The organism is Nonomuraea sp. NPDC050663, from assembly GCF_044456985.1.
Taxonomy (GTDB): Bacteria; Actinomycetota; Actinomycetes; order Streptosporangiales; family Streptosporangiaceae; genus Nonomuraea.
Window position 1 is genome coordinate 23,911 of record NZ_JBITGL010000033.1, and the last position, 13,137, is coordinate 37,047.

Annotated in this window: 7 protein-coding genes; 4 read left to right on the top strand and 3 right to left on the bottom strand. The window is 66.1% G+C overall.

Translation table 11 applies throughout. The features are described 5' to 3' along the window. Positions 1-306: 306 nt before the first annotated feature. Positions 307-2,289 (bottom strand): hypothetical protein, encoded by a 1,983-nt coding sequence (locus ACIBH1_RS47980; protein WP_397320836.1) that lies wholly within the window; start codon positions 2,287-2,289, stop codon positions 307-309. Positions 2,290-4,339: 2,050 nt separating this feature from the next. Here ACIBH1_RS47980 and ACIBH1_RS47985 point away from each other — a divergent pair. Next, on the top strand, positions 4,340-4,795 hold the full coding sequence (locus ACIBH1_RS47985) for a nuclear transport factor 2 family protein (RefSeq protein ID WP_397320843.1): 456 nt from the start codon (positions 4,340-4,342) through the stop codon (positions 4,793-4,795). A 743-nt stretch (positions 4,796-5,538) separates the two neighbouring features. Here ACIBH1_RS47985 and ACIBH1_RS47990 read toward each other — a convergent pair. Then, positions 5,539-5,856 carry a hypothetical protein gene (locus ACIBH1_RS47990; RefSeq protein WP_397320837.1) on the bottom strand — a complete coding sequence of 106 codons (318 nt, stop codon included), beginning with the start codon at positions 5,854-5,856 and terminating at the stop codon, positions 5,539-5,541. Beyond that, positions 5,853-7,121: a hypothetical protein gene (locus ACIBH1_RS47995; protein WP_397320838.1), complete on the bottom strand. Its 1,269-nt coding sequence runs from the start codon at positions 7,119-7,121 to the stop codon at positions 5,853-5,855. The genes ACIBH1_RS47990 and ACIBH1_RS47995 overlap by 4 nt, the downstream gene beginning before the upstream one ends. 1,667 nt (positions 7,122-8,788) lie before the next feature. Between ACIBH1_RS47995 and ACIBH1_RS48000 the strand changes: the two genes are divergently transcribed. Genes ACIBH1_RS48000 through ACIBH1_RS48010 form a run of 3 tightly spaced genes read left to right on the top strand, consistent with a single transcriptional unit; the run spans position 8,789 to position 11,822 of the window. Continuing rightward, entirely contained in the window at positions 8,789-9,880 is a 1,092-nt protein-coding gene (locus ACIBH1_RS48000) for a bifunctional DNA primase/polymerase (RefSeq protein WP_397320839.1), read from the top strand. Then, positions 9,877-11,421 carry a phage/plasmid primase, P4 family gene (locus ACIBH1_RS48005; RefSeq protein ID WP_397320840.1) on the top strand — a complete coding sequence of 515 codons (1,545 nt, stop codon included), beginning with the start codon at positions 9,877-9,879 and terminating at the stop codon, positions 11,419-11,421. Before ACIBH1_RS48000 ends, ACIBH1_RS48005 begins: the two co-directional genes overlap by 4 nt. Further along, the gene (locus ACIBH1_RS48010; protein ID WP_397320841.1) at positions 11,418-11,822 is read left to right on the top strand and encodes a DUF6009 family protein; all 405 of its coding nucleotides are present in this window, start codon (positions 11,418-11,420) and stop codon (positions 11,820-11,822) included. Before ACIBH1_RS48005 ends, ACIBH1_RS48010 begins: the two co-directional genes overlap by 4 nt. Positions 11,823-13,137: the final 1,315 nt, after the last annotated feature.

Below are 13,137 nucleotides of genomic sequence, written 5' to 3' on the forward strand. Positions count from 1 at the left end.
CGGTGGACGGCAGGGGGACGGCAGGGGCTAGGAGTCTTCCGCGGGTGATGCGCCGCAACTCTTCACATGCCTCGAGGACGCAGCCCAACGCCGAAGACGGCTGGAGCGATTGGACCAAACCGCCGTCACCTGGACCCCGAAAATTCGGTGCCCGTCGCCTATGACCTGCTAGCTTCGATTCGTCAGGCAAAAGTGCCTGACCATTCGCCGGCAGGCCCGCAGAGAGATCTGGGGGCCTGCTTGCGTCTTGGCCACCAGCCGCCTGCCGACTTACGCGCCTCCTAGGCGACTATGCATTGGAAGAGCTCAAGCGTGGCAGGCTGGAGGGGCGTGCGCGTAATTCTCTTCCCAAACGGGAGGCCCGAGCGCCGCGAGGACCTCCTTCGGGATGGAGTAGTCCTCAGTATCGCGCGTCGGCTCGTGCGCCTCGACGATCTTAAGAAAGGCCCGGTAGCGCTCGCGGGCCTTGCGGTAGCGGGCCATGATCTCCGCAACGATCTCGGGAACGCCGAGCTGGTTGGCGACCACGAGCGGGTCGGCCGGGCCGCGCACCCACCCCTCGGGGGTCCGTACGGCAAGGCCGTGGGCGCCAAGCTCGTTCAGGCCGCCCGTCACCGCAGTGCTCCCCAGCGCAGTCAGGTACGGCAGGTCGATCGTGCGTACCGGGGAGGCGCTTAGTTGCTCGTACACGAACGCGGCCGACGCACCGAGCACCCGGAAGACGGGGTGGATGCCGCCCAGCCGGCCGGGCTGCCAGCGCCGCCACGCGGCCACTTCGGCGTACGCCTGCGGGACGATGAGCCTGTATATATCGGCTCTTTCGCCGCGGTGCTCTGCTACCCAGTTGATGAACGGATCGTCCTCCTGTCTGAGGAGTTTGAGAGTCTTGGCGACGGTCGATTCGTCGAGGCAAGCGAGCAGGGCCAGGTGTCGCACTCCCCACCCGATTGACGTGCTCCTGGACAGCTGCGCGGCCTTCAGCATGGCGAGGAGGACCCGGCGGATCGTGAGCGCCTTCTTCCCTTGCCAACGTCCTGACCGGACGGCAACGGTGAGGGCAGAGTGCCAGGCGCGAGCTTTCTGCAACTCCCCCACCTGCTGGCCTTCAGAGGTTGGAGGCCGCACCTCAACCGGCACCCCCTCGATCAGAACCCTGACAACCCCCCTGTGTGTATTCCCCCTTGTGTGGACCTCACGGCCAGATTCCCGCACCGCGATCCAGAGGTGTGCTCCTTTCCAGTCCCGAGTCAGGGCCTCGACGCGCTGCTTGTCGTCGCGGTAGCGGTCGTAGAAGGCGACAAGGCCACCCCAGTGGCCAGACCGCATTCGGGCGGCGACATTCGCCAGGCGCCACCCGCACGCGACCGCGCCGGCCACGACCGCCTGGCGGGCTTCGGAGGGAGAGCTGTACTGGCGGCGGTCGTACTGGCCCGTGCGGGCCAGGTGCTCTAGTCGGGGGGAGAGTCGAGGGAGCGGCCCGTCCGAGCGTGGATGCCACACCCCGCCGTGCTCGTCCCGCGCCCACGCCGCAGCCTTGGGCACGGCAGGCGATCGTGGCGCGCTAACGACAGGCTGCGGAGGGAGCTCAGCGGCCTCTAGCTCCGGTTGGAGCGCGTCGTGCAAGCCGTCCCACACGCTCTGGTCGTTGGGGTCGTCGAGTACGGTGAGCGCCTGCTGGACGGGGGTGGTGAGCTGTTGGTAGCCGCCCGACCGGTGCCACGCGCCCGGTGGGCGGATGAGGCCCTCCACCGCGTTCTGCAGCGGAGCCGGGTCGAGGGTGACGTAGCGGCGGGCGAGCGCCTCGGCCAGGCGCCGGATCTCGCCGTACGAGCGGCGCACCGCCCACGGCACGTACACGTGGCGGCCGCCGTTCGGTGACATGTCTGTGAAGCACTCGCCGCCCAGGCGGGCGATGAGTGCGGTGAAGTCCGCGGCCTCCTGTTCGACCAGCAGGGCGGGACTGGCGGCGCCGGCGGCCGCGGCCTTGCCTGTGTCGAAGTCGCCGACCAGCAGGCCGGTCATACCGCGGTCGTAGACGTACACCGCGGCGACGTGCGCGGGCAGCCCTACGGTCAGCTCGAGCTCGTCGCGGCGCCGGTAGTTGCGGCCGTCCTTGGCGAGCCGTACTCGTCCGTTGGCGCTGAGCCTGGGCGCGAACAGCTCCCACAGCCGCGCCGCACCGAGCGTGGCGTGTCCGGAATCGCACCCAGCGTAACGGGGTGGCGGTATGCGGTTGTGCAAGCCGGCTGTGTCAGAAATGCCCGGTTGCGACACGCCGATCTCGGGCATGACTGGCAGAGCCGGGGCGTCATCGTCTATCGTGAGCCTCAGCTTCTGGTGAACCGGCTCCAGGCATGCGAAAGCCCGCCGGGTGCCGGTTGCCTTTCCGAAGGTCCTTGCGCAGCTGCTTGCCGGTAGACAGCGCAGGGGCCTTCGTTCGTTTTCAGGTGTTCCGCCGAGCTACGGCGGTGGTTCTCCTCTCGTCCTCAGCCGGTTGCGAAGCGGCTAAGCGGCGACAGTCTCGAAGAGTGGCGTGGTTGGCTCGCCCCGCAGATGCGGCGGCGGCACTCTCACCCCACGGGCCAGGCCCAGAAGGTAGTCGGCAGCCTCGTCAGCAGACTCGAATCCGTACTCTCTCCACTTGCCGTGGGCAAGGGAGAAGGTAAAGTCCACGTAGTCGCTGAATGACGCGAATCCGAGTCGTTCCCACAGCTCAAGCAGGTCCGTGTGCTGGAAACGGACGCTGTGCCGTTTCCCACCCTTCGGGGCGGGCCCAGGCTTCACATGTCCACTCATGGTCACGGACCATACCCTGATTCAGAGTCAGGGCGGCAGACGCTTCCGGCGTGTCGCGCAACCCAACCTGGAAACCACTGTCCACTGACCGAACTGAGACCACGCCCATGGCTGGGGCTGGTCGCTTTGGTCCGAGTGTGACCGCCGACAAGGAGCTGAAGAGTCTGCTCGAGAAGATTGCCTCTCGGCTCCTTCACTACCTGCCAGCCCGGGGCGTTCGCGATGGTCACCTAGGGTGCGTTGAGGGCGCGAGCGCATAGGGCACGTGCGTGCCCGGCCAACGCGCCTCACCCGATGTTCGGGGGTTGTGCGGCACGTGGGGCCACATAAGACTGGCGCGATCCCGCCACGCCTCGACGGTCGTGGGGAGGCTCAGCCGTGTTCGCCCTCGTTGCAGTAGCGGACCACGATGTTGGCGACGATCTTCGGGACTCCGAGGTGGGTGGCGACAATTAGGGTGAGCGCACGCAGCGAGGACGAATACTCTCGACCGACGGGAGGCCATCCTCGGCGAGAGGACGGGCGCGGTGCTCGTTCCGAGATAGGCCAGGTAGCGCTACCTGCGAAGGCTCAGCCAGGTCCATCCTTGGCTGCCCTGCGGTCGATCGCCAGTGTGCGGCCAGTTCGCCAGGGTGCGCCGGTACAGCCACAGGAGGGCGAGGGTGGCGCACGCTGCGACAACGACAGCTGTTCCGAGGATGATCCACTCCAGCATGGTGGGGTTTTCCTGGACGGTGCGCGGGAGGATCACATTGTGGACCTTCGTCGTTCCATTGCGTGAGAGGACCTCGGCCTCCCATCCTTCCCACGACGTCGGCGCGGTCCACGACGGGTAGGGCCGGGGCTCAGGGGTCATGGCGGGCGACCCTACCGGCTTCTGGAGGTTTGCGGCGTGAGCCGGGATGTCAGCGGGCGTCGGTTCCGCTCACGCCTTTAGTGCCGTATCCAGCCCGGATCGTCTGCAACACCGAGAGGCCGCACCGTGCGAGAAGGAGGGTTGGCAATGTGTGGCACGGTTCAGCCAGAGGAGGACTGCTGGACGCGCCCGGCTGGCTGTTATTCGTCGCCATGTCCGAGTTGGCGGTAAATGTGAGCCGCACCGGCCTCGACGGTGGTCTCAGCGAGGAGGAGGTGGTGGGCAATCGACCCTGTTGGTGCGTCCTTCGGCCTTAGGCGAAGGGCCGCGTTGCCTGCGATCAGGTTTGCAGACGGCTACCCAAATGGCGTCCCGCTCGCCGGTTTCTGTCCGGACGGGGGCGAGGAGTTCTTCGAGGGTTTGACAGCGAAAGGCGGCCTGGTGGTGGCCTCTTTATAGGTGTCTCTGAACCCGATCGCTCAGAGTTTGATCATGCTGGCTTCCAGCGATGCCCGGGAGCGGCTCTGCCGAGATCGAAGGCGCGGGTTCGGTTAGGAGTCTGATTGCCGCGAGGGAAGACCTGTCCTAGTCGGCGATGCTAGCGCCATGAACACAGCGGGCTTTACAGGGGATCGGGTTGGCGGACCGAGAGCAGATGAGCAGTCGCCGGCTGACGCTTGGACGGTGATGCAGAAGTTCTACGAGGCCGAGGCTGCGTACGTGGCTGCAGGTGGCTTCGGTAGGGCGAGCTATGACCATGTCGCTGCTTACCTGGATCCAGAGGTGATCTTGCATCAGGCTCCCGGGCTGCCCTTCACCGGCACTGGTACCTGGCGCGGCCACGATGGCATGGAGCGATTTCTGGCCCGGTTTAGTGAGGTCTGGGAGTCGATGGAGTTCTTGGAGCAGGAGCATTGGGGTGACGAGGACATCGTGGTTGTGCGGAACCGGGTCCGCTTTCGCGCCCGTGTCACTGGCCAGGAAGTCGACACATTGATCGTGCAACTGATCACCGTCAGGAACGGACGCATGCTCGAGTGCCGTCCGTTCTATTGGGACCCCAAGGCCATCGCCGACGCCTGCCGACCACGTGACGCTGATATGCGTGACTCAGTGTCGGTCGAGCCCACCATGGCCTCTTGAACCAAGGGGGACTCTCAGGCGGCCCGTAGCGCAACCGCTGGTTTTCAAATCCATGCCGGCGGCCTCTTCCTGGTCAGCCGTCTAGTCGTCAGCGTGATCGAGGTAGCGGTCAGGTGGGCTTCGCTGTGCGAGGGCTTGCGTTCGTGGTCGATCGCATTGCGGCGTGCCGCAGGAGCGTGAGCGGCCGGTGACTGCTTCACGCACGGGCTGGGAGTCGATGATGCCCGTGACCGGGTTCGGGCGCCGCCCGGCGCGCAGGCGGGTGGCGCGGCGAAGCTGATCGCGGACCTGGTTGAGAACTCTGTTCCTTGCCCAGCGGGCGAGAAATCCGAACACGGTCTGGTAGGGCGAAGGGCCGCGGGCAGCGCTCGCCTTTGCGGCCGTTGTCGGTGATGTACCGGATCGCGTCCACGATGTCGCGGCGATGCTGCTTTCGGGACGTCCGCCCTGGCGGGGCTGGTCTGCTGGAACCGGGAGCAGCGGGAACTCGGGGGTGGAAGCGGTCGAAGATCGCGCTCTTGTGATGTAGAGACTCCCTTAGAAAATCTACGTTGTAAAGGTGCATGCTGAGATCCATCATCGAGGTTAAGAGGGTGGGGTCCGCCTGGGGCGGCTCCCACACCCCTGTCTCTCGAAGCCCCCTCATGTCGTCGATGCGGCTTGTGAACCGTTGTGCGGTCGGTCAGAAACGTGCGGGCCGGGATGGGAGATTTGTATTCTAGCCCGGCCTTTACAAAGTAGATTTATTCAGAGCGGTCCGCCGGATTGGGCTCCGGACGACGCGACGCCTTCTCCAGCCGCGCCCGCATCCTGGCCCGCGCCAGCGCCACCGTCCGCGGATCCGGCTCCTCATCGGCCACTGGCGGACTCCAGCGCTCCTCACGTCGCTGAGGAGCCGCAGCAAGCATCTCCTCAGCGGCCTGGTCGGCGAGCGCGTAGCGCCAGGCGCTCGCCTCCGACTGCCGCCTGCCGCGTTCCCACTCACGCATCACCGCGCTCGCCGCAGGCGAGGCCTGCGGCAACGCCAGCCGGACCAGCGCCCACCCTTCCTGGCGGTTCACGCACGACCTGCCAGCGCTCTCACCATAGCCAGCTCCTGATCCCGTCGGGACTGCTCCATCCGCGCCCGCACCGCCCGGTAGACCGCACTCGGTTCGGTGGCCACCGCCGAACGTACCGGTGCAACGAAATCCTCCACGGCGCTCACCTGCGTCGACCGCCATGGCGAGCTCTCCCCCGTCTCCTGCTCCAGCAGCTGCCACGCCTGCCGACGCGCCTGCTGCTCCATTCGCCGTACCGCCGCCGCCTGCTCGGCACGCTGAGCTCGTGAGGGCAAGACTGCGCCGTCGGCCTGCCACCACCCCAGCCGGAAACGGGCCCAGCCTGGGACGAACGCCGGCGCGTCGGTGAAGGTCCAGTCGCTGCCGTCGGGCCGGTGATCCAGCGCCCACAGCACATCCGCGGCCGTCCAGCCGCAGGCGAAGAACTCCCGCAGCAGCGAGCGTAGATGCCGCGCCGACAGGCGCCGCATTAGCCCGCTCGCGGCGCGCAGCGCCTCGGCGGCCAGCAACATCTGAGCTCGCGTTCCCGGCGTCGCGGTCAGCGGCCACTCCAGGGCGGTGGCGCTCCCGCCGGTGATCACGCAGGGGGCCCCTTCGGTGCGTCCGACGGCAGCCGGACTGTTAGCGGGCTCGTGCGCGCCCGCGATAGGGCGGAAGTGGCTGGTTGTTCTCTCTAAAGAGAGAACAACCAGTGGGGGGCGACTTTCGTCCCTAGAAGACGCGGACTTGCAGGACGCGTGCTTGTCCGCCCCGGGCTCAACGAGCCCGGGGGGCTGAAAGGGTTCGGCCAGGGGGCGGTGAAGACGCGGCCGCTCAGGCTCCAGCGGCACCAGCAGCACGTACTCGGCGGCGAGGTTGTCGGCGCCGTCGCCCTGACCGCTGATGCCGCCGTCATGGTCGCTGTCGGCGCCGCCGCGCGTGGCGGGCGTCGAGCCTTCGGTAACAGTCCCGAGGAAGCCGCGTTCGCGTAGCCAGGCCCGCCAGCGCTTGCAGGAGGTCTGCTTCAGGCCGGTGAGCTGCATGATGCGGTCGTTAGTCGGTCTGGACAGCCACACGCCCGGGTTGACCGCTGGCCGCCAGGCGCGCCACATGATGACCCGCGTCACCGCCACCAGGTTGCGCTGGCCGTCCCTGCGGATCAGTAGGAAGTCCGGGTGGTTCTCGACGGCCTGCAGCCAGGTGCGCTGCGAGCGGGCCACAATCACCGGGCCGACGACCTGATTGGTCGCCGCCATGGCAACCTGGATCGCCTCGCGCCATAGCACGCGGCATGCCGTACAAGCCGAGTCGTTGCCCAACCCATGCACGGCGCAAGGCGGGCGGACAGAGGGAGAAGACGCGCTCAGGCCGCGACACGCCGAAGGAGCTTCTTCAGGGCGTGCTGGGCTGAACGTCTGGCGCTCTGCTAGCATCCCATTCCAGACGTGAAGAAACCGTTCACGTCACTGGTACGTTCAGCTCTTCGCCGGCCAAAGCAATCGAGCTGAGTGGTCCAACAACGTGATTTAGGTTCTGAGGCGCCCCGCACTGCGGGGCGTTTCTTTTGTCCTGCGTGACTCCGATGCTCTGTGGGTAGTCAACGCCGCATCTTTCCATGCTGACTGGCTGTCGGGACAGCCAGACGCGCCGATTTCTCCCGTTGTGTCGAGACTGACGCCATTGGAGCGCCCGGAAGGGCGCAGATCAGACCACGCCCGTGACGGTTTGCGTCGCTGGCCGGGGCTGGCGTGATGAGTGCCTAGCGGGGCATTCACGGCAGGTGTGGGGCACATCCTCAGCCCGGGGCCCTGGGGAGGAGTGCGCGGGCTGCCCAGCTGATGCCGGCTGCTGCGCAGGACTGATGCTCGTGGTGTCTCTCACTTGTGCCTTACATGCGACGCTGCTCAGCGACGGGCCGTCGGCGGCCGCCTGGCTACCCCCCTGCATTGCAGCGGAGCGGGTCCGGTGCGCGAGCACCGGACGGCGTCGCATGACCGGAATCCAAGCGTCAGCGCGGCGATCATGGCCGCCAGGGGCTACACACAGGTCGCCAGCCACGAGCAAGCGCCAGTACTTGGGGGCGGTCGCTGTGGCTAGGGTCACGACTTCGTCGATCTGCCGTGGTTCACGGTCGGCAGTCGATGCGGTGAGCCCCCTGGCGGGGTCGCACCTGCTCTGGCATCCATGGCGACGGGCCAAGGTCCTAGAACGGGTTGAGTCTCGATGAACGAAACCCTGGCGAGCCTGGCAGCGACTGAAGCTTCTTGCCTTGTGTGGAGCCGCTTCTGCCGGAGGGCCCGGCAGCTACTGAGGGTTCAGCTACTAGACGCTCTTCGGTATCTGCTTGAAGAAACGAGAAAACCGCAGGTCAGAGAAGATTCCTGCAATGCGGAGCGACTGAAGCGACTCAGGGTTTGAGATATGAGAGCCATCGCCTGTGCGCGGGTACGTCATAGACACTGGTATTCAGTCGCTTCGGTCGCTTTCCGGCGCTGAAATGAGGGGTTCACCAGGGAGTCGGCCTCAGGGCCAGCGTCAGAGATCGAATACTTCCAGTCGCTACCGGCATCTTTTCGGTCGCTGGACAACGATCCCACCCTTCCAACAGGCATCCCGTAGCACGGCCTACGGTCACTTCCACCTGTCCGGCGTGTCGGTCGCTTGAGTCGCTGCGCTGCGCCTCTCAGGCCCACATATGCCTCTGACCTGGGGTTATGTCGGGCCGTCGCGAGCGACTGAAGCGCCCCACGGCCTCCTATGCGATTCGGACCTGTCCATGACAGCGACCGTCCCACTCCTGGCAGCGCAGATCCGCTAGCCTATGTTGACCATGTACGGAACTTGAGTCGCTTGAGTCGCTCCAGTCGCTGCCTTTGGGTCCTTGGCACGAGGAGCGAACACCAGGGGCAGAAGTTCACGAGCTGTGGGCCCGGGATGAGAAGAGACGACGGACGTGACGCCGCCCAATGACGAGCACGCTCAGTTCGGCGCGCCCCATCCGCAACCCATCGCGATCGCCCGTTGGTGTGCCCGGCAGGGCTGGCCCGTACATCCGTTGGCCCCCGGCAGGAAAACCCCAGCCGCCAACTGTCGCGACTGCCGGCAGGCAGACCATCCGGGCAACGAATGTCCTTGCCACCAGGCAGGCCGCTGGTGCCATGGTTTTCACGCCGCCACTACCGATGCCGAACGCATCACCGACTGGTGGACAAGGAGCTCTCAGTCGGGTGTGGGAGTCGCGTGCGGCCCGGCCGGCTTGGTCGTGATCGACATCGACGCGCATCGGGACGCTGTCCCCGACCGCGGACATCTCCTGCCAGGAATCCCGATTCCCGAGGAGGTCGACCTGGCTGGACTGGCATCTGGCTATCACACCCTCGGGCTGCTGGCCGCCCTACGCGGCGCGCCAGATCCTGCGCACGACACCAACACGCTTCGGGTGCGGACTCCCTCCGGCGGCTTGCACGTCTGGTATCGGACGAACGTGCCCTTGCTGTGCTCGGCTGGATCGAACTCTGGCAGGGCCCTGGCCTGGCAAGTCGACATCCGGGCCAGCGGGGGATACATCATCGCGCCAGGGACCCGGACGACCAACGGCACCTACACGGCAGTCGATGACTGTCGGCAGCCTCAACTCTTGCCCCTCTGGCTCCTGAAGGAGCTCGTGCGGACCGGTCATTTGCGCCAGCCCGACCAGCCAGCACCAAGCACTCCGCGTGTCCCTCCACGGGCGCTGCAAGCGCTCATCCGGGCCGGAGGACGACGCGGTACGGCGCTGCGAACCCTGGACGCGGTGCTGGAGGGAATCACCGCATGTTCAGCCGTGCCAGAAGGAGCAGCGTTCACCACCAAGCTCAACCGCGCGGCCTACACCGTGGGCGGTCTTGTAGCAGCTGGATATGTGACCCAAGCAGAAGCCGAGTCCCTGCTAACCGAAGCGGCCGATTACGCCCGTCCGGGCCAGCACCGCCGGTGCCAGAGCATCATCCGCAGTGGTCTGGCGGCTGGCGCTAGACGCCCCCTTAGCCTGGAGGGACGGTCATGAGTTCCGGGCCGATTCAAGACGGCTTCGATCCAGTCAAGGCCGCCCAGCAGATGTTGGCCTTCGAGTCACAGTCCGCCAGGACGATCATCAGCGCCCAGCAGGCGCCTGGCTTGGTGCCGGCACCGGCCGCGTCGCTGGAGACCGCGACGAAGAATGGCCTGCTGCCCGATTCCCTCTCTGATCGTGGCAACGCCAAACTCTTCGTGCAGCTGTACGGAAACGACTTCCGGCACGTGCCTGGCCTCGGCTGGTACCGCTGGGGAGGGCACCGCTGGGAGCTGGACGAAAGCGACACCGTCATCTGGTCGGCCGGCGAAATGGCGGAGAACATCGCCCTGACTGATCAGCGAGGCATCTACACCGATTCGGACCTGCGCCGTCATAAGCGCCGGGCTTTGTCGACGGCTGGAATGGGAGCGCTGCTGCTGCAGGCCAAGACGGCCCCTGGCATGGTCTTGCATGCCGGGCAGCTTGACGCGGACCCCTACGCCCTGTGCACGCCAGCAGGAGTCGTGGATCTGCACAGCGGGCTTATCGTTTCGCCTGACCCGAGCAAGCACTTCCATTCGCGGTCGACCACGGTCGCGCCTCGGCAGATGCCTACTCCCCGCTGGAAGCGGTTCCTCGACGACATCTTCGGCCCCGACGTCGAGGGGCAGGAGACGATCGACTTCTTGCACCTGCTGCTGGGCCACTCCATCACTGGCGATGTTGGCGCTCAGGTGCTCCCCTTCTTGTACGGTCAGGGCAAGAACGGAAAGTCGGTGCTCCTTGAGGTTATGATCCAACTGCTGGGTGACTACGCCGACGCCGCTCCCCCGGGCTTCCTGATGGCCAAGACTTTCGACTCCCACCCGACCGACCTAGCCGAGCTTCACGGGCGCCGCATCATCGTCTGCTCCGAGCTCAAGCCAGGAGACAGGTTCGATGAAGCCCGCGTTAAGCTCCTTACCGGTGGCGACAAGATCAAGGCTCGCCGGATGAGGCAGGACTTTTTCAGTTTCACACCCACCCACCATTTGTGGTTGCTGGGCAACCACCGACCGGAAGTCAGCGCCGGAGGCTTCGCGTTCTGGCGGCGCATCCGCCTGATTCCCTTCGAACGGGTCGTCCCCGAAGAGCGGAAGATTGACAACCTTGCGAAGGTTCTGGTGAGGGAGGAGGGCCCTGGGATCCTGTCGTGGCTCGTTGACGGCGCACGCCGCTACCTGTCGGGAGAAAAGGATCTCAGCGGGCCTCAGCGTGTGAGAGTCGCGACAAATGCCTATGCGGAGACCGAGGACCATATCGGTCGCTGGCTGTCGGACGCCTGCAAGATCGAAGCGGGTCTCCGTGCCGAGCAGGCGCATTTGTATGGCGCCTACGTCCGCTGGTGCGCTGATGAGGGGGCCAATCCGGTCTCGGCTCGGGCGTTTGCCACCCGGGTACGCGACGCTCTTGGGCTTGCTTCGCCCAAGGAGATGGTCTTCTCCAATTCACGCAAGTACTATCCAGGGATCGGGCTCCTCGCCGATCTTAATCCTGAGGAGCTCCAGCCGTGAGCGCGCTGATCGACCCGGAAGATCTCGCACACGAGACCGACCTCGTCTGGCTCGAGGACGTCTCAGAGCTGGACTACGTTCGGCAGAGTCTGGACAGGCTGTCCAGCCGTCGGCGCAAGCCCGCCTACCACCGCGATGGGCGGATGGTTGGGTATGCCGTCTTGGGTCCTGATGCGAAGGCATCCCCCGCCTCGGGCACTTTTCGCCGCAGGGTGTTCTGGTTGCTTCCGCATGACCGTGACCAGGAGCCCGACGGCCTGTATGCCAGCGGGGCTCCGTCCGAGGCGGTCGATCCTCGCACTTTGGCCCCGAAGGTGAAGGGCTACAAGACAGAACGCTCCGAGGGAGGCCCTGCCTCGGAGGCAATGCTGGAGCTCGGCCGCACCCTTCCCAAGGCTTGAGCTGCTCGAGGTCGGACTCTGTGAGGTTCAGGCACCGAGTGTGTCGATCAGGTGATCATCTAGATCGGAGACCCAGGCGCCGCCCCGCCAGCGCCTCTAGTCCTCACGAGCGTGTCGGAGCCGGATCGCGGCGATCGCCCGCCGGTCTGAGTCGCGGCGTCAACGCATGCGTGCCATTTGCCGGCGGCTGCCCGTGGATCGTTGAGACGGTTTCGGCTGGCAGGCCCTCGCCTAGTGAACCGGCTGTCGAGGGCGTCCTCAAAGGGGGGTACGCCCCCGCAGGCTAGGCATGAGCATCGGAGCATCGGAGCATCGTGGGGCGTGTGGCTCTCGGCGTGCCCCTTCTGATGGACCGTCCAGATGCTGGTCATCCGACCGGCGATGCTCAAGCGCTGAGGGAGCTGAGTCGGCGTCGTGGCATACACGCAAACACCACCTCAGGCTGAGGGCACTGCGAAGCCCTGCTGTGATGGCGAGGGCTTTCGTGTCGGTGGCGCTACTCTCGCGTGTTGCGCCCCAGGATCTCGCTGATGTCTGGGGGCTGCATCTCAGCTACCTGCTGAGCGATCTGGCCCTCGCGCGGCCGGGAGTTCAGTACCTGGCATCTGCACATACCAGTCGATGTAGTGATTGAGCGCCTCGGCCCGGTCCGTGTCGTTGAGGACCGCCACGGCACCGAACGTGGCCCACTTCTGCGGATCGACACCACCCCAACCAAGGCTGCGCTGCCGCGGCAGCGTGGACCATCGGCCTTGGGGCCGATACCGGGGATGGACATCATGACCCGATCGCCTGAAAGGACGGAGGCGTCCGCGGTCTACGAGGGCGCAGGCAACATCATGTGCAGCCGCGTGCGGGCGCTGGCCTCCGTTTTGGTGAGGCCACCTCTCAGCCCGGGTACCACGGCGCCAAGGCCGGTACGGCTGTCGGCGGAGGCCCGTGATACCAGGCCGAGCCGTCATGCACGATGTCGACCGTCATCGACCCCGTGCTGCCCCACGGAGATCTCGCACCGCTGAACCTCGCATACGGGGCACGAGCGTGCCCCGCACATGACCACCGCTCAGGGCAGCATCGCCCTGGCCGCCAAGCCCAGGGACATCAAGTTGGTCCGTCGCCCCACTCGCTGACTGGATGCTGCCCGCCCCTTCCCTCCGCCGAACGCGGTGCGGCACGTACCCGGGCACTCCACCGGCCTGTGTCAACGCTCTCTGAAAACTGGTTCAGGCACACATTCCGTGATCGGTTCGTGCGGGTAGGTCACGGTTCGGCTGTTCCGGTCGGTAGGTGCGGTCTTGATCAAGAGCATCGCGGC